General features: G+C 52.7%; 13 protein-coding genes. 12 read left to right on the top strand and 1 reads right to left on the bottom strand.

From position 1 onward, the window contains the following. Nucleotides 1-588 precede the first annotated feature (588 nt). The 7 genes from OGY13_RS20700 to OGY13_RS20670 all read left to right on the top strand — a co-directional run bounded on the left by OGY13_RS20700 (nt 589) and on the right by OGY13_RS20670 (nt 7,794). Entirely contained in the window at nt 589-918 is a 330-nt protein-coding gene (locus OGY13_RS20700; RefSeq protein WP_003825670.1) for a YqcC family protein, read from the top strand. Next, nucleotides 918-1,700, top strand: coding sequence for a tRNA pseudouridine(65) synthase TruC (gene truC / locus OGY13_RS20695; RefSeq protein ID WP_071445292.1), 783 nt, complete (start codon nt 918-920; stop codon nt 1,698-1,700). Before OGY13_RS20700 ends, truC begins: the two co-directional genes overlap by 1 nt. A gap of 19 nt (nt 1,701-1,719) precedes the next feature. Further along, nucleotides 1,720-2,169 (top strand): flavodoxin, encoded by a 450-nt coding sequence (locus OGY13_RS20690; RefSeq protein WP_003825676.1) that lies wholly within the window; start codon nt 1,720-1,722, stop codon nt 2,167-2,169. Between the two features lie 343 nt (nt 2,170-2,512). Continuing rightward, complete coding sequence (gene gudP, locus OGY13_RS20685) at nt 2,513-3,865, top strand: galactarate/glucarate/glycerate transporter GudP (RefSeq protein WP_048215647.1); 1,353 nt, start codon at nt 2,513-2,515, stop codon at nt 3,863-3,865. A gap of 2 nt (nt 3,866-3,867) precedes the next feature. After that, a complete protein-coding gene (locus OGY13_RS20680; RefSeq protein WP_213752690.1) occupies nt 3,868-5,208 on the top strand; it encodes an enolase C-terminal domain-like protein in 1,341 nt (446 codons plus the stop codon). Nucleotides 5,209-5,228: 20 nt separating this feature from the next. After that, nucleotides 5,229-6,569, top strand: coding sequence for a glucarate dehydratase (gene gudD, locus OGY13_RS20675; protein WP_008785687.1), 1,341 nt, complete (start codon nt 5,229-5,231; stop codon nt 6,567-6,569). Nucleotides 6,570-6,651: 82 nt separating this feature from the next. After that, entirely contained in the window at nt 6,652-7,794 is a 1,143-nt protein-coding gene (locus OGY13_RS20670) for a glycerate kinase (protein ID WP_153686789.1), read from the top strand. A gap of 196 nt (nt 7,795-7,990) precedes the next feature. Here the strand turns inward: OGY13_RS20670 and barA are convergent, their stop codons facing one another. Further along, entirely contained in the window at nt 7,991-10,747 is a 2,757-nt protein-coding gene (gene barA, locus OGY13_RS20665) for a two-component sensor histidine kinase BarA (protein WP_048215651.1), read from the bottom strand. 57 nt (nt 10,748-10,804) lie between these two features. Here barA and rlmD point away from each other — a divergent pair, with 57 nt between their 5' ends. From rlmD to eno, 5 genes are all read left to right on the top strand, one after another. Further along, nucleotides 10,805-12,103, top strand: coding sequence for a 23S rRNA (uracil(1939)-C(5))-methyltransferase RlmD (gene rlmD / locus OGY13_RS20660; protein WP_008785684.1), 1,299 nt, complete (start codon nt 10,805-10,807; stop codon nt 12,101-12,103). 100 nt (nt 12,104-12,203) lie between these two features. After that, on the top strand, nt 12,204-14,438 hold the full coding sequence (relA, locus tag OGY13_RS20655) for a GTP diphosphokinase (RefSeq protein ID WP_003825690.1): 2,235 nt from the start codon (nt 12,204-12,206) through the stop codon (nt 14,436-14,438). Nucleotides 14,439-14,568: 130 nt separating this feature from the next. Further along, the gene (gene mazG / locus OGY13_RS20650) at nt 14,569-15,360 is read left to right on the top strand and encodes a nucleoside triphosphate pyrophosphohydrolase (protein ID WP_213752689.1); all 792 of its coding nucleotides are present in this window, start codon (nt 14,569-14,571) and stop codon (nt 15,358-15,360) included. A 350-nt stretch (nt 15,361-15,710) separates the two neighbouring features. Further along, entirely contained in the window at nt 15,711-17,348 is a 1,638-nt protein-coding gene (gene pyrG / locus OGY13_RS20645) for a glutamine hydrolyzing CTP synthase (protein WP_003034127.1), read from the top strand. An 87-nt stretch (nt 17,349-17,435) separates the two neighbouring features. Continuing rightward, a complete protein-coding gene (gene eno / locus OGY13_RS20640) occupies nt 17,436-18,734 on the top strand; it encodes a phosphopyruvate hydratase (protein ID WP_003034129.1) in 1,299 nt (432 codons plus the stop codon). Nucleotides 18,735-18,759: the final 25 nt, after the last annotated feature.

The raw sequence follows: 18,759 nt of genomic DNA, 5'->3' as shown, positions 1-18,759 counted from the left end.
TAGGACATTGCCAGGTGATAAGTAAAGACTTAATGAATTGATAAAATAATAATTTATTATTATTCAATTGGTTAGTGTTTTATTGTCAACTTTCATATGAAAATAATCATAAGGGTAAGCCTGTAAGCATCTTGTAAGACAAAGCGAAACAGGCGATTCTATATCTGTCGACAAGGAGTCGCACAACGAAGAGAACATCAGGATGATGGCTCTTCGCCAGGACACACCAGGACGGTGTTGCAAGGACAGGCTTCAGGACGAAGCAAAGAGGAAGACGCTGGATGCGTTAAAGGACACCTCCAGGATGGAGAATGAGAGCCGGTCAGGATGTTCGGCGGGTCTGGATGGCCAGGATACTTCAGGATGAAGTTTTCACATCGGGGTGATGTGAGCAGGATGCAAAAGTTCAGGATGAACACGGTCGCAAGACCACAGGAAAAGTTGTCAAGGATGAGCAGGGAGCACTAAAAGTAGCTGGAATGCTGCGAAACGAACCGGGAGCACTGTTTTTACAGTGCTCCCTTTTTTTATTTCCCTTCACTAGTGCTATTCTTCGCGCCAGATTTTTTCATCATTGAGGTTAATTTCATGACGACTCATGACCGTGTGCGCCAGCAGTTACATGCACTTGAAGCGCTACTGCGTGAACATCATCACTGGCGGATGGATGAGCCAGCAGAGCATCTGTTTACCAGTACACAGCCTTTTTGTATGGATACCATGGAACCGGTCGAGTGGCTGCAGTGGGTGTTGATTCCCCGCATGCATACGTTGATTGATAACGCGCAGCCGCTTCCGCAGGCTTTTGCCGTCGCACCGTATTACGAAATGGCGCTGGCAGCCGATCACCCGCAACGCGACATTCTTCTGGCGGCATTGCAGGAGCTGGATGCGCTGTTTACAAGTGATAACGCCTGATGCTGGAAATTCTTTATCAGGACGAATGGCTGGTCGCCGTCAATAAACCTTCGGGCTGGTTGGTTCACCGCAGTTGGCTCGACCGGGATGAGAAAGTGGTGGTGATGCAAACGGTGCGCGACCAAATTGGTCAGCACGTATTTACCGCCCATCGTCTCGACAGACCAACCTCCGGCGTGCTGCTGATGGGACTGTCCAGCGAAGCCGGGCGTTTGCTGTCCCAGCAGTTTGAACATCATCAAATTCAGAAACGCTATCATGCGATTGTGCGTGGCTGGCTGATGGATGATGCCGTGCTGGATTACCCGCTGGTCGAAGAGCTGGATAAGATTGCCGATAAGTTTGCCCGCGATGATAAAGGCCCGCAGCCTGCTGTCACCCATTATCGCGGCCTGGCAACGGTAGAAATGCCGGTAGCGACCGGGCGTTATCCGACTACCCGTTACGGGCTGGTGGAGCTGGATCCTAAAACCGGTCGCAAGCACCAGCTCAGACGCCATCTGGCGCACTTGCGCCATCCGATTATCGGCGACAGCAAGCACGGTGATTTGCGGCAAAACCGCAGCGCCGCAGAGCATTTCGGTTGCCAGCGATTGATGCTGCATGCCAGCCAGCTTGCGCTGACCCATCCTTTCACCGGCGAACCGCTGGTTATTCGCGCCGGACTGGATGACGTCTGGATGCAGGCGTTGTCACAATTTGGCTGGCGTGGACTTCTCCCTGAGAATGAAAGGGTTGAGTTCAGCGAGCTGTCAGGTCAGGATGAGCAGATAGATTCTTAAGTCCCAGGAGATTACGGTTATGGCGGAAATTGGAATTTTTGTCGGCACGATGTACGGAAACGCGCTGCTGGTTGCCGAAGAGGCCGAAGCTATTTTGACGGCGCAGGGTCATAAAGCTACGGTGTTCGAAGATCCGGAGCTTAGCGACTGGCAGGCATATCAGGATAAATATGTACTGGTGGTGACTTCCACGACCGGGCAGGGCGATCTGCCGGATAGCATCGTGCCGCTGTTTCAGGGGATCAAAGATAATCTCGGTTTCCAGCCAAATCTGCATTACGGGGTAATTGGGCTGGGCGACAGTAGCTACGTTAATTTCTGCAATGGCGGCAAACAGTTCGATGCCTTGTTGCAGGAACAAAGCGCCCACCGTGTAGGAGAAATGCTGCTGATTGATGCCAGCGAGCATCCTGAACCGGAAAGCGAATCCAATCCCTGGGTAGAAAACTGGGGAACCTTGCTTAAATAACTCCCTCGCTCGTACGGGCATGCAACCCCCATTTGAACCGCAAGCCGGGCCAGGCGAAGCCACCACCCGGCAATAAAACCCCAATTACGTGAACTAACTTCCACTACTTTGGGCTTATGCCCCAAACAACTTCTCACTGTCTCCCTAATGTTGTGTTCATGCACGGTGAGGGCAAGTGGCACTCCTTCATATACTTTTCCCGTCAGTTCCCGGAATGGCAGCGAGTCAGAATAAAACGGCCCTGAGCTGTACCAACACTGCCACACACTAACCTCTCATTCTGATCACCCTACAGGTGCTGTACAGAATGAACTGGCGAAAGCCAGGATTCAGGAGTGCAACAATGAGTTCATTAAGTCAGGCGGCGAGCAGCGCGGAAAAACGCACTAACGCTCGCTACTGGATAGTGGTGATGCTGTTTATCGTCACATCCTTCAACTACGGCGATCGCGCCACCTTATCCATTGCCGGTTCGGAGATGGCCAAAGACATTGGTCTGGATGCGGTAGGGATGGGGTATGTATTCTCCGCTTTCTCATGGGCCTATGTTATCGGCCAGATCCCCGGCGGCTGGTTGCTCGACCGCTTTGGTTCAAAACGCGTTTATTTCTGGTCCATCTTTATTTGGTCCATGTTTACCCTGTTGCAGGGTTTTGTCGATATCTTCAGTGGCTTCGGCATTATCGTTGCGCTGTTTACTTTGCGCTTCCTCGTTGGTTTAGCTGAAGCGCCCTCCTTCCCCGGCAACAGTCGTATTGTGGCGGCGTGGTTCCCGGCACAGGAAAGGGGCACAGCGGTCGCTATCTTTAACTCTGCGCAATACTTTGCCACCGTTATCTTCGCGCCAATCATGGGTTGGCTGACCCACGAAGTGGGTTGGTCGCACGTGTTCTTCTTTATGGGCGGTCTTGGGATTGTTATCAGCTTCGTCTGGCTGAAGGTGATTCATGAACCGAACCAGCACCCGGGCGTAAACCAAAAAGAGCTGGAGTACATTGCCGAAGGTGGGGCGCTGATCAACATGGATCAGGCGGCAGCCAAAACAAAAGTGCCGTTTAGCGTGAAGTGGGGGCAAATCAAACAGCTGCTGGGTTCACGGATGATGATCGGGATTTACATCGGCCAGTACTGCATTAACGCGCTGACCTACTTCTTTATCACCTGGTTCCCGGTTTATCTGGTGCAGGCTCGCGGTATGTCGATTTTGAAAGCCGGTTTTGTTGCTTCGGTTCCGGCCATTTGCGGATTCGCCGGCGGCGTGCTCGGCGGCATTATTTCCGACTGGCTGATGCGCCGTACCGGTTCGCTGAATATCGCCCGTAAAACGCCAATCGTACTCGGTATGCTGCTGTCGATGGTGATGGTGTTCTGTAACTACGTCAATGTGGAGTGGATGATCATCGGCTTTATGGCGCTGGCCTTCTTCGGCAAAGGTATCGGTGCGCTGGGATGGGCGGTGATGGCTGATACCGCACCTAAAGAGATCAGCGGTCTGAGCGGCGGTTTGTTCAACATGTTTGGCAACATCTCCGGCATTGTCACGCCAATTGCTATCGGCTACATCGTCGGGACTACCGGCTCGTTTAACGGCGCGTTGATTTACGTCGGGGTACATGCGCTGATTGCGGTGGTGAGCTATCTGGTGCTGGTGGGCGATATTAAACGTATCGAACTGAAACCTGTCGCAGGACAATGATGATGACAACACAATCGAGTCCCGTTATTACCGATATGAAGGTCATCCCGGTGGCCGGTCATGACAGCATGCTGCTCAATATTGGCGGCGCGCATAACGCATACTTTACTCGTAATATCGTGGTGCTCACCGATAATGCCGGAAACACCGGTATCGGTGAAGCGCCAGGTGGCGAAGTGATTTATCAGACGCTGGTGGATGCGATTCCGCAGGCGCTGGGCCAGGAAGTGGCGCGCCTGAATAAGGTGGTGCAGCAGGTGCATAAGGGCAACCAGGCCGCTGATTTTGACACCTTTGGCAAAGGCGCCTGGACCTTTGAACTACGGGTCAATGCGGTAGCGGCGCTGGAAGCCGCATTGCTCGACCTGCTGGGTAAGGCGCTGAACGTGCCGGTTTGTGAACTGTTAGGGCCGGGCAAGCAGCGCGATGCGGTCACCGTACTCGGTTATCTGTTCTACGTGGGCGATCGCACAAAGACCGATTTACCGTATCTGGAAAGTACGTCGGGAAACCATGAGTGGTATCACCTGCGTCATCAGCAAGCGATGAACAGTGAGGCAGTGGTACGTCTGGCTCAGGCTTCGCAGGATCGCTACGGCTTTAAAGATTTCAAACTCAAAGGCGGTGTACTGCCTGGCGAGCAGGAAATCGACACCGCTCGTGCGCTGAAAAAATGCTTCCCGGATGCGCGTATTACGGTTGATCCCAACGGTGCCTGGCTGCTGGATGAAGCCATCTCCCTGTGTAAAGGGCTGAACGATGTTCTGACCTACGCCGAAGATCCATGCGGCGCTGAACAGGGTTTTTCTGGCCGTGAAGTGATGGCCGAGTTCCGCCGTGCAACCGGTCTGCCGGTAGCAACGAACATGATAGCTACCAACTGGCGTGAAATGGGCCATGCGGTGATGCTGAATTCAGTAGATATTCCGCTGGCCGATCCGCACTTCTGGACCCTTTCTGGCGCGGTACGCGTGGCACAGTTATGCGACGACTGGGGCCTGACCTGGGGCTGCCATTCTAACAATCATTTTGATATTTCCCTGGCGATGTTCACCCACGTTGGTGCGGCAGCACCGGGTAATCCAACGGCTATTGATACCCACTGGATCTGGCAGGAGGGCGATTGCCGCCTGACCAAAAATCCGCTGGAGATTAAAAACGGAAAAATTGCGGTACCCGATGCGCCCGGTCTGGGCGTGGAACTGGACTGGGATCAGGTACAGAAAGCACATGAAGCCTATAAGGCGCTGCCCGGTGGCGCGCGTAATGACGCAGGCCCAATGCAGTATCTGATCCCCGGATGGACTTTTGACCGTAAACGTCCCGTTTTCGGCCGCCACTAATTTTGAATAAGGACTTAATTATGAGCGCACAATTTTCTACCCCATTGGTTACCTCTATGCAGGTTATTCCGGTTGCGGGTCATGACAGCATGTTGATGAACCTGAGCGGCGCACATGCTCCGTTCTTCACGCGCAATATTGTGATTATTAAAGATAACTCCGGTCATACCGGCGTGGGTGAAATTCCCGGCGGCGAAAAAATCCGCAAAACGCTGGAAGATGCGATCCCACTGGTGGTAGGCAAAACGTTAGGTGAATACAAAAATGTGCTGAATGCAGTACGCAATACTTTTGCCGATCGTGATGCGGGCGGTCGCGGTTTGCAGACCTTCGATTTACGTACCACTATTCATGTGGTTACAGGGATCGAAGCGGCCATGTTGGATCTGTTAGGTCAGCATCTGGGCGTAAACGTCGCCTCTTTGCTGGGGGATGGCCAGCAGCGTAGCGAAGTTGAAATGTTGGGTTATCTGTTCTTCGTGGGTAACCGTAAGGCAACGCCGCTGCCGTACCAGAGTCAGCCGGATGATAAATGCGACTGGTATCGTCTGCGTCATGAAGAAGCGATGACCCCGGATGCGGTAGTGCGCCTGGCGGAAGCCGCGTATGAGAAGTATGGTTTCAACGACTTTAAACTGAAAGGCGGCGTACTGGCCGGGGAAGAAGAAGCGGAATCTATTGTCGCGCTAGCGAAACGCTTTCCGCAGGCCCGCGTCACGCTGGATCCGAACGGCGCGTGGTCGCTAAATGAAGCGATTAAGATCGGCAAATATCTGAAGGGTTCTCTGGCCTATGCGGAAGATCCGTGCGGTGCCGAGCAGGGCTTCTCTGGTCGTGAAGTGATGGCGGAGTTCCGCCGCGCCACCGGTCTGCCGACCGCCACCAACATGATCGCCACCGACTGGCGTCAGATGGGGCATACACTGTCGTTGCAGTCTGTGGATATCCCACTGGCGGACCCGCACTTCTGGACTATGCAGGGTTCTGTCCGTGTGGCGCAGATGTGCCATGAGTTCGGGCTGACCTGGGGATCGCACTCTAACAACCACTTTGATATTTCGCTGGCGATGTTTACGCATGTTGCGGCGGCGGCTCCAGGAAAAATTACCGCTATCGACACCCACTGGATCTGGCAGGAAGGCAACCAGCGCTTGACCAAAGAGCCGTTTGAAATCAAAGGCGGCATGGTGCAGGTTCCGGCAAAACCGGGTCTGGGCGTGGAGCTGGATATGGATCAGGTCATGAAAGCGCATGAGCTGTACCAGCAACATGGACTGGGTGCGCGTGATGATGCGATGGGTATGCAGTATCTTATCCCGAACTGGACGTTTGATAATAAGCGTCCGTGCATGGTTCGCTAAGTGATCCAGGACCGCTCCTATAGAGTGAGCGGTTTTGCTCCTGGTGTATGCTTAACATAATCAACATGCGTAAGGATGCTTTATGAAAATAGTAATCGCACCCGATTCCTATAAGGAAAGTTTGAGTGCGCTTGAGGTGGCAACGGCTATAGAGCTGGGGTTTCGTGAGATCTGGCCCGATGCGGATTACGTGAAGATTCCGGTTGCAGATGGCGGTGAAGGAACGGTCGAAGCGATGGTTGCCGCAACGCAAGGTCACCTTGTGCATGTTGATGTTACCGGCCCTTTGGGCAACACAATTCAGGCATTTTATGGTTTATCTGGTGATGAGCGCTCGGCGTTTATCGAAATGGCGGCCGCCAGCGGACTGGAACAGGTTCCTGTGGGTTTACGCGATCCGCTGAAAACGACATCCTGGGGAACCGGGGAGTTAATCCGTCATGCGCTAGACGCTGGCGTTGAGCATATCATTATTGGGATTGGCGGTAGCGCCACCAATGATGGCGGTGCCGGGATGGTGCAAGCGCTGGGAGCAAAACTGCTGGATGCGCAAAATAACGAAATTGCGCAAGGCGGAATCGGTCTGGAATCTCTGTCCCAGATTGATATTTCTCAGTTAGACAGCCGTCTTGCCGGGTGCCTTATAGAAGTGGCTTGCGATGTGACCAACCCGTTGACTGGAAAAGAGGGCGCATCTGCGGTTTTTGGTCCGCAAAAAGGGGCGACGCCGGAGATGATTACCCGCCTGGATCGGGCGCTCACGCACTATGCGCGACTTATTGCCCGCGATCTGGACGTCAACGTGCTGGATCTGGCCGGTGGTGGTGCGGCGGGTGGTATGGGGGCGGCGCTGTATGCGTTTTGCGGCGCACAGTTACGCTGCGGTATTGAGATAGTGACCGATGCGTTACACCTTGATGCCTGCGTTGCGGATGCGGATTTAGTAGTCACAGGTGAAGGGCGCATTGATAGTCAGACCATTCACGGTAAGGTTCCGGTTGGCGTGGCGAAGGTCGCAAAGCGTTACAACAAGCCGGTTATCGGTATCGCAGGTAGCCTGACGGCGGATGTCGGTGTGGTCCATGAGCATGGGCTGGATGCGGTTTTCAGCGTCATCTACTCCATTTGTACCCTGGATGAGGCGCTGAAGAACGCGAGCGACAACGTACGAATGACGGCGCGAAACGTAGCCGCAACGCTTAAAGCAGGGCAGCAATTACGCTGAGTTGTAGGTCGTATAAGGCGGTCACGCCGGATTCGGCGATGTGCCCGATGCGCGACGCTTATCGGGCCTACGGTAAACAGCGAAACCTGTAGACCGGATAAGGCGTTTACTGCCCGATGCACGACGCTTATCGGCTCTACGGTAAGCAGCGAAACCTGTAGGCCGGATAAGGCGTTTACGCCGCATCCGGCGAATATCACCCCAATATCCGTTTCGCTTCGCGCGCAACGTTGTCCATTTCATCCAGAAGCTCTAAAAATTCAGGTTCCAGCTCTTCTTCTTTGGTTCCACTGCGTAGCTGTTGTTCAATGAGCTGACACAGGTTTTTCATGCGGGGGACACCACTATAACCGCAACTGCCGTGCAGCTTGTGAATCATATCCACCAGCCCTTCGGGGTTCTCTCCGACCAGTTGCTCTTCGATTTTGTTACGCACCTCAGGCAGAAAATCGATCAGCATTTGCAGCATATCCCGCGCCAAATCGTTCTTACCCGCGGCTTGCCTTAATGCCAGTTGCCAGTCGAGCGTCGTGTTCGGATTGACGACCGGCTCAAGAGGTTCTGCGGTGAGTGCCCGCAGCGATGTGCTTGCGCCCGGTTTGTAACGTAACAGCAGATTATGCAGCTTATCTTCCTCGATAGGCTTCGCCAGGTAATCGTTCATCCCGGCGCTGAGCAGCTTCTCTTTCTGCCCGGCCATGGCGTGTGCGGTGACCGCAATGACTGGTGTCTGCTGTTGATGAGGAAGCTGGTGGATCAGTTCGCAGGCACGAATGCCGTCCATGTCTGGCATCTGAATATCCATCAGGATCAGGTCAAACGGCATTTGTCTGGCGCGATCCACCGCCTGATGCCCGCTGTCGCAAAGCACGACGTGCTGGACCTTATCTTCCAGCAATGCGCCAATCAGCTTGAGGTTCGCCGGGTTGTCGTCTACCGCCATGACGGTCATCGCGATTTTGCTCTCATCTAACAGCAGCGGATCCGCGCTGTGGTTCAGCTGACAATACTCTGTCAGCGCAGGCAGTAAGCGGGTTGAGGTGAGAGGTTTCAACAGACACGCCGCCGCGCCGCCCTGTTTCAATTTCTCAGCATTAATTTGTGCATGACAAGGCAAGGCTAGCAACAGGAAGTCGGTCATCGCTGCTGCGCTTGCCAGCCGCTCATGCTGCATGGTGAGTGGTTCGCGCAAAGTGACCGGAATGCCCAGCAACAGAATGTCGTAGTGCTCCGCTGGCAACCCGGAGAACGAAGGGCTGTAAATCACCTCCAGCGGTGTTTCACTCAAGATATCTAACGTGCATTGCGCGGCAGTGGCGTTAGGTTCGACGTAGGCCAGTCGTTTACCGGCAAGGCATCGGGTTGTCGAACGATCAATAAGCACGTTAGGGTTGAGATCGAGGCTGATATGGAACCAGAACGTGGAACCCCGATTAGGTTGGCTGTGGAAGGAGATATCTCCACCCATTTCGTTGACCAGTTTTTGCGTAATGACCAGACCTAGCCCGGTTCCGCCATGACGCCGGGAAATACTGGCATCCGCCTGACGGAAAGCCTGGAACAGACGGGATTGATCGCGCTCAGGAATACCGATCCCGGTATCGCGGATTTGTACTTCAATTTGCACTTTCGTGTTACTAAGGGCTCGCTTCTCGACCAGAATGTCGATGTTGCCGCCTTCGGTAAATTTGATGGCATTGCCGACCAGATTGGTGATCACCTGCTGTAAACGCAGCGGGTCACCGATGACGTTGTCCGGTACGTCATTCTTAATATTCAGCGTCAGCTCAAGCCCTTTATCATGGGATGAATGCGCTAACAGCGTAACGACGTCATCCAGCGTGCTGCGCAGCGGGAACGGAATGCTTTCCAGAATCAGCTTGCCCGCCTCAAGTTTGGAGAAGTCGAGTACATCATTGATGATGGCCAGCAGATTGTTAGCCGAGCGTTCAATGGTATTCAGGTGATCGCGCTGTGTGGTGTTGAGCTCGGTTTTTAGCGTCAGACGGGTGAAGCCAATCACGCCATTCAGCGGTGTTCGCAGCTCGTGGGACATGTTTGCCAGAAACTCAGACTTAATACGTGCCGCTTCCTGGGCGCGTTTCTTCGCCAGATCCAGCTCGACGTTCTGGATTTCCATCTGCTCCAGCGTTTCGCGCAGGTCAGAGGTGGCCTGATCGATGTTGTGCTGCATCTCTTCATGGTAGGCCGCGAGAGACATCGCCATCGAGTTGATACCATTTTTGAGCATATCCAGCTCGCCCAGCATGAAACCTTCCACGCGGCTGTCGAGCTGTCCTCTACGTATTCGGTCAACGGTATTCACCATATTGCGAATCGGGCCGGTCACGTCGCGCATTAGACGCCAGCCGAAAATTAACGCAATACCAATACAAAACAGCATCATTACGCTGGAGATAAAGATCTCTTTGTACTGCTGCAATCGTACGGACTTAAGGTCCAGCTCAAGCGCCACATACCCCAGCATATTTTTGGTGTTTTTGGCGTCGCTTACGGCGGATTCATCCGGTGAATAGCTTTCCGATATAATAGGGGTTCGTAGGATCATGATATCCCCGTGCCGGGTGACGCTCAGCTTCCGGGGAAACGGTGAACCTGTCGCCAACTGCATTTCAGACGGATCGAGATGAAAATTAGAGGTGACGAATAGTCGGTTATTTTCGTCATAAACAGAAATTGCCCGCACGATATCGGAATGGCGACGATGCAGTACGCTGATAAGTTGGCCGATGGATTCCCTGTTTTGCAGGTTCATGCCATATTCGCTGGAGACCGCGAGTGGTTCAATGATGCTGGCACCAGCATCTTCCAGTTGACGCTGCAAGTCGTTATAGCGATGCACAACAAAAAAGATACTGAGCAACAAACCTATCAGGACGGTCGGGGCCAGGATCAGAATCATCATGCGTGCGCGCAGGCTGTAGTTGGTCATGGAGTTCCGTTATGGGACAATTAGGGTCACACTGTTAAATAGAGAAATATCTCGTCGATGGCGCAATTCTACTCTGCAAAACGACGCGTGACGACGCGTCAGATCATAACCGTTACCGTCAATGACCTCGATCCTTTTGGTCAGGGCGTCGCTCGCCATAACGGAAAGGCGTTGTTTATACCGGAATTGCTACCCCAGGAAAGCGCCGAGGTGGTGATTACCGAAGATAAAAAACAGTTTGCCCGCGCGCAAGTAAAACGACGTTTAAACGACAGCCCACAGCGTGAAGTGCCACGTTGCCCGCATTTTGGCGTGTGCGGCGGTTGCCAGCAGCAGCATGCCAGCATCTCATTGCAGCAGCGTAGCAAAAGCGCAGCGTTGTCGCGTTTAATGAAATGTGAGGTGTCGGATGTTATAGCTGATGCCCCGTGGGGCTATCGTCGTCGCGCACGTTTGAGTCTGAACTATCGGCCAAAAGAACAAAAATTGCAGATGGGGTTTCGCAAATCCGGTTCCAGCGACATTATCGATGTCAAACAATGCCCTATTTTGGTGCCCCAGCTTGAGGCGTTATTGCCCCATCTCAGAGCGTGTCTGGAAAGTCTGCAAGGGTTACGCCATCTTGGCCATGTCGAACTGGTGCAGGCGGGAAGCGGAACCCTGATGATTTTGCGCCACACGGCGCCATTGAGTGCTGCGGATAAAGAAAAACTGGAATGCTTTTCGCATTCTCAGGGGCTGTCTTTGTTTCTGGCCCCGCAAAGCGAGATACTGGAATCAATATCAGAAGAATCGCCCTGGTATGATTCAAATGGACTACGGTTAACCTTCAGCCCGCGCGATTTTATTCAGGTCAATGAAGGGGTAAACCAACAAATGGTCGCCCGTGCGCTGGAATGGCTCGATGTGCAACCTGAAGATCGTGTACTCGATCTGTTCTGTGGAATGGGAAATTTTACCCTACCGCTGGCAACTCGGGCAGCAAGCGTGGTTGGCGTGGAAGGTGTTCCTGCGTTGGTGGAAAAAGGCCGAGAAAACGCGCTGAATAACGGATTACACAATGTGACATTCTTTCATGAAAACCTTGAGGAAGATGTTACCCGACAGCCGTGGGCGAAAAACGGATTCGACAAAGTATTGCTTGATCCTGCGCGTGCGGGGGCTGCAGGTGTGATGCAACATATTATAAAATTAGAACCTATACGCGTTGTTTATGTATCCTGTAACCCAGCAACGCTGGCTCGTGACAGCGATGCTTTGCTCAACGCTGGATACGCCATACGGCGACTGGCGATGCTCGATATGTTTCCGCACACTGGACACCTGGAATCAATGGTCCTGTTTGAGCGTTTGTAATGAATTTTGTACCCATTGGATTTCGGGTTGTAATGCAGCATGAAAGACAATGGGTAGGGCTTGTCGACTTCGACAGGCCTGGCCCCTTAAGGAGAGGACAATGGTTGCGGTAAGAAGTGCACATATAAATAAAGCTGGTGAGTTTGATCCAAAGAAATGGATCGCGAGTCTGGGGATCTCCAGCCAGCAGTCGTGTGAACGCTTAGCCGAAACCTGGGCGTACTGCCTCCAGCAGACACAGGGGCATCCGGATGCGGATCTGCTGCTGTGGCGTGGCGTGGAGATGGTAGAAATTCTCTCCATGTTGAGCATGGATATCGACACGCTGCGTGCAGCAATGCTGTTCCCTCTGGCTGATGCCAACGTGGTCAGTGAAGACATCCTGCGCGAGAGCGTGGGCAAATCCATTGTTCATCTTATCCACGGTGTGCGTGATATGGCGGCGATACGCCAGCTTAAAGCCACGCATACCGATTCAGTTTCTTCCGAGCAGGTGGATAACGTCCGTCGCATGCTGCTGGCAATGGTGGATGACTTCCGCTGTGTGGTCATCAAGCTGGCAGAGCGGATTGCACATCTGCGTGAAGTGAAAGATGCGCCGGAAGATGAACGCGTTCTGGCGGCAAAAGAGTGCACCAATATCTATGCACCGCTGGCCAACCGTTTGGGAATCGGGCAATTAAAATGGGAGCTGGAAGATTATTGCTTCCGTTATCTGCACCCGGCTGAATACAAACGCATAGCCAAGCTGCTGCATGAACGTCGTATCGACAGGGAACATTACATTGATGAGTTCGTCGGTCATTTGCGCTCAGAGATGAAAACGGAAGGCGTCAAAGCCGAAGTGTATGGACGTCCGAAGCATATCTACAGCATCTGGCGCAAAATGCAGAAAAAGCAGTTGGCCTTCGATGAACTGTTCGATGTACGCGCAGTCCGTATCGTGGCAGAGCGTTTACAGGACTGCTATGCCGCACTCGGGATAGTACATACTCACTATCGCCATCTGCCGGATGAGTTCGATGATTACGTTGCTAATCCGAAACCCAATGGCTACCAGTCAATCCATACGGTTGTACTGGGGCCGGGCGGGAAAACCATCGAAATTCAGATCCGTACCAAACAGATGCACGAAGATGCCGAACTGGGCGTCGCGGCGCACTGGAAGTACAAAGAGGGCACCGCTTCAGGCGCGGCGCGTTCTGGTCATGAAGATCGCATTGCGTGGCTGCGTAAGCTGATCGCCTGGCAGGAAGAGATGGCAGATTCCGGTGAAATGCTGGATGAAGTCCGTAGCCAGGTCTTTGATGACCGCGTGTACGTCTTTACGCCAAAAGGCGACGTTGTAGACTTACCTGCGGGCTCCACGCCGCTCGATTTTGCTTACCACATTCATAGCGATGTGGGGCATCGATGCATTGGCGCGAAAATTGGTGGGCGCATCGTACCGTTTACCTACCAGCTGCAGATGGGCGATCAAATTGAAATTATCACCCAGAAACAGCCAAACCCAAGCCGCGACTGGCTGAATCCTAACCTTGGCTACGTAACCACCAGTCGTGGGCGTTCGAAGATCCACGCCTGGTTCCGTAAACAGGACCGCGACAAAAACATCCTTGCTGGTCGCCAGATCCTCGACGATGAGCTGGCGCATTTAGGTATCAGCCTGAAAGAGGCGGAAAAACACCTGCTGCCGCGCTACAGCTTCAATGAGCTGGACGAGTTGCTGGCGGCGATTGGTGGGGGAGACATCCGCCTCAACCAAATGGTGAACTTCCTGCAGGCACAGTTTAATAAGCCCAGTGCTGCCGAACAGGATGCCGCCGCGCTGAAACAGCTTCAGCAGAAAACGCAGGCACCGCAGAGTCGTCGTAAAGACGACGGTCGTGTGGTGGTGGAAGGGGTAGGTAACCTGATGCACCACATCGCCCGCTGCTGCCAGCCGATTCCGGGCGATGAGATTGTCGGATTTATTACCCAGGGACGCGGTATTTCCGTGCACCGGGCGGATTGTGAACAGCTGGCTGAGCTGCGCTCCCATGCACCGGAACGTATTGTTGATGCAGTCTGGGGCGAAAGCTACTCGGCAGGGTATTCGCTGGTGGTTCGCGTCCAGGCCAACGATCGCAGCGGCTTGTTACGTGATATCACCACGATTCTCGCCAACGAGAAGGTGAACGTGCTGGGAGTTGCCAGCCGAAGTGATACCAAACAACAGCTGGCCACCATCGATATGACCATCGAAATTTATAACCTGCAGGTGCTCGGGCGCGTGCTCGGCAAGCTGAACCAGGTACCGGATGTGATCGACGCACGTCGCTTGCACGGTAATTAATGATTTTGTAGGCCGGATAACCTTGTAGGCCTGATAAGACGCGTTAGCGTTGCCATCAGGCATTGCTATGTTGCCGGATGTCGGCTATCGCCTTATCCGGTCTACTGTATTGAAATCTCAGGATATCCCAATGAATCAAATCGACCGACTGCTCGGTATTATGCAGCGCCTGCGCGACCCGGAAAACGGCTGTCCGTGGGACAAAGAGCAGACATTCTCCACTATTGCCCCATACACCCTCGAAGAAACCTATGAAGTGCTGGACGCGATTGCGCGTGAAGATTTTGACGACCTGCGCGGAGAGCTGGGCGACCTGCTGTTCCAGGTGGTGTTTTACGCCCAGATGGCGCAGGAAGAAGGGCGCTTCAACTTCGATGATATTTGTGCTGCGATAAGCGATAAACTTGAACGCCGTCATCCACATGTTTTTGCTGATGTTTCTGCCAGTAACAGTACTGAGGTTTTGACCCGTTGGGAAAAAATCAAAAGTGAAGAACGTGCCCAGAAGGCACAGCATTCCGCACTCGACGATATTCCCCGCAGTTTACCGGCATTAATGCGCGCCCAAAAAATCCAGAAACGCTGCTCAAATGTTGGTTTCGACTGGAAAACATTAGGACCGGTTGTCGACAAGGTTTACGAAGAGATCGACGAAGTCATGTTTGAGGCTAAGCAGGCTGTTGTCGACCAGGCTAAACTGGAGGAGGAAATGGGCGATCTGCTGTTTGCTACGGTTAATATGGCCCGGCATTTATGCACTAAAGCAGAGACCGCTTTGCAGAAAGCGAACGAGAAGTTTGAGCGGCGTTTTCGTGAAGTTGAGCGAATTGTGGCTTCGCGCGGTCTGGAAATGACTGGTGTTGATCTGGAAACTATGGAAGAAGTCTGGCAACAGGTAAAACGGCAGGAAATTGATCTCTAAGGGATTTCGTCGGTCAAGGGCGATTTGTGTGATTTTTTAAATAACAAGCGCTTGATTTACGTCAAAAACATTTACCCAAAAGAGGCTATTTTCTCTTCCCGTTATGTTGATGAAACACCTTGTATACTGCCTCTTCGAGTTATTCGAGTCGCAACAAGGCGGCGACTGAAAGAATCCCCAGGAACATAGAAATGCTATGTGACTGGGGTGAGTGAAGGAAGCCAACACCGGTGCGGCTTGAAGAACGAAGGAGAGGGGATAATGAAAGTTTGTGGCGCTCGTCATGTTCGGGTATACTACTTTCCCGTCTTGGTAATTCCATCGTTTCACCCTAACTTCTCAGGTCCAGCATGACAACGAACTATATTTTTGTGACCGGCGGGGTCGTATCCTCTCTGGGAAAAGGCATTGCCGCAGCCTCCCTGGCAGCCATTCTTGAAGCCCGTGGCCTCAATGTAACCATGATGAAACTGGATCCGTACATCAACGTCGATCCAGGTACTATGAGCCCAATCCAACACGGGGAAGTGTTCGTTACCGAAGACGGCGCTGAAACCGACCTGGACCTGGGTCACTATGAGCGTTTCATTCGTACCAAAATGAGCCGCCGCAACAACTTCACTACGGGTCGTATCTACTCCGACGTTCTGCGTAAAGAGCGCCGTGGCGACTACCTGGGCGCAACAGTTCAGGTTATCCCGCACATCACGAATGCCATTAAAGAGCGCGTTCTGGAAGGCGGTGAAGGTCATGATGTTGTTCTGGTCGAAATCGGCGGAACCGTTGGGGATATCGAATCTCTGCCGTTCCTTGAAGCGATTCGCCAGATGGCCGTAGAAATTGGCCGTGAGCACACGCTGTTTATGCATCTGACGCTGGTTCCGTACATGGCGGCGGCTGGTGAAGTCAAAACTAAACCGACTCAGCACTCTGTAAAAGAGCTGCTTTCTATCGGTATTCAGCCAGATATCCTGATTTGCCGCTCCGATCGCGCAGTTCCGGCTAATGAACGTGCAAAAATTGCATTGTTCTGTAACGTTCCGGAAAAAGCGGTGATTTCTCTGAAAGATGTCGATTCCATCTATAAAATCCCGGGCCTGTTGAAATCTCAGGGCCTTGACGATTATATTTGTAAACGATTCAGCTTGAACTGTCCGGAAGCTAATCTGTCAGAATGGGAACAGGTTATCTACGAAGAAGCGAATCCGGCAGGCGAAGTGACTATCGGTATGGTCGGCAAGTACATTGAACTGCCGGATGCCTATAAGTCAGTTATCGAAGCGCTGAAGCACGGTGGTCTGAAGAATCGTGTCACCGTCAACATCAAGCTGATCGATTCGCAAGATGTCGAAACGCGTGGCGTTGAGATCCTGAAAGGTCTTGATGCAATCCTGATCCCAGGCGGCTTCGGCTACCGCGGTGTTGAAGGTAAAATCGCGACGGCGCGCTTTGCGCGTGAGAACAATATTCCTTATCTGGGCATTTGCCTGGGTATGCAGGTTGCGTTGATTGAGTTTGCACGTAACGTAGTGGGTATGGATAACGCCAACTCCACGGAATTTGTGCCAGACTGTAAGTACCCGGTGGTGGCCCTGATTACCGAATGGCGCGATGAAGACGGCAACGTCGAAGTCCGTACCGAGAAGAGCGATCTGGGCGGCACAATGCGCCTTGGTGCGCAGCAGTGTCAGTTGAGCGACGATAGCCTGGTTCGTCAACTGTACGGCGCGCCGACAATTGTTGAACGCCATCGCCACCGTTACGAAGTCAACAATATGCTGTTGAAACAGATTGAAGCTGCGGGTCTGCGTATTGCAGGCCGTTCCGGTGATGATCAGTTGGTCGAGATCATTGAGGTACCGAATCATCCGTGGTTCGTGGCCTGTCAGTTCCACCCGGAATTTACTTCCACGCCACGTGATGGGCACCCGCTGTTTGCCGGCTTTGTGAAAGCCGCCAGTGAACATCAGAAGCGTCAGGCGAAGTAAGAAGTAAATAAGTTAGAACGGCAATGCACCCATTAGGGTGCATTGTTTGTCTGGAGTTTTAGTTTAACTTGTACTGAGGAAAATCTAATGTCCAAAATCGTTAAAATCATCGGTCGTGAAATCATCGACTCCCGTGGTAACCCGACTGTTGAAGCCGAAGTACACCTGGAAGGTGGTTTCGTTGGTATGGCAGCAGCTCCGTCAGGTGCTTCTACTGGTTCCCGCGAAGCACTGGAACTGCGCGATGGCGACAAATCCCGTTTCATGGGTAAAGGCGTACTGAAAGCTGTTGCAGCTGTTAACGGCCCAATTGCTCAGGCTCTGCTGGGTAAAGATGCTAAAGATCAGGCTGGCATCGACAAGATCATGATCGATCTGGACGGTACTGAAAACAAATCCAACTTCGGTGCAAACGCCATCCTGGCTGTGTCCCTGGCGAACGCCAAAGCAGCAGCAGCTGCAAAAGGCCTGCCGCTGTATGCACACATCGCTGAACTGAACGGTACTCCGGGTAAATACTCCATGCCGGTTCCGATGATGAACATCATCAACGGTGGTGAGCACGCTGACAACAACGTCGACATCCAGGAATTCATGATTCAGCCGGTTGGCGCTAAGACTCTGAAAGAAGCCGTTCGTATGGGTTCTGAAGTGTTCCACAACCTGGCTAAAGTTCTGAAAGCTAAAGGTATGAACACTGCAGTTGGTGACGAAGGTGGCTACGCGCCGAACCTGGGTTCCAACGCTGAAGCTCTGGCTGTAATCGCTGAAGCGGTTAAAGCAGCTGGCTACGAGCTGGGCAAAGACATCACCCTGGCGATGGACTGTGCAGCTTCTGAATTCTACAAAGACGGTAAATACGTTCTGGCTGGCGAAGGCAACAAAGCATTCACCTCCGAAGAATTCACTCACTTCCTGGAAGAACTGACCAAACAGTACCCGATCGTGTCCATCGAAGATGGTCTGGACGAGTCTGACTGGGACGGTTTCGCATACCAGACTAAAGTACTGGGCGACAAAATCCAGCTGGTTGGTGACGATCTGTTCGTAACTAACACCAAGATCCTGAAAGAAGGCATCGAAAAAGGCATCGTTAACTCCATCCTGATCAAATTCAACCAGATCGGTTCTCTGACCGAAACTCTGGCTGCGATCAAAATGGCGAAAGACGCTGGCTACACCGCTGTCATCTCTCACCGCTCTGGCGAAACTGAAGACGCTACCATCGCTGACCTGGCTGTTGGTACCGCTGCAGGCCAGATCAAAACTGGTTCTATGAGCCGTTCTGACCGCGTTGCTAAGTACAACCAGCTGATTCGTATCGAAGAAGCTCTGGGTGAACAAGCACCGTACAACGGTCGTAAAGAGATCAAAGGTCAGGCGTAATCCTGTTCTTTAACTCTTAACGTAA

Source organism: Citrobacter sp. Cpo045, from assembly GCF_030332875.1.
GTDB classification, from domain to species: Bacteria; Pseudomonadota; Gammaproteobacteria; order Enterobacterales; family Enterobacteriaceae; genus Citrobacter; species Citrobacter portucalensis.
Note: the sequence above shows the minus strand (reverse complement) of the source record. Positions and strands in the feature narration are given on the sequence as shown.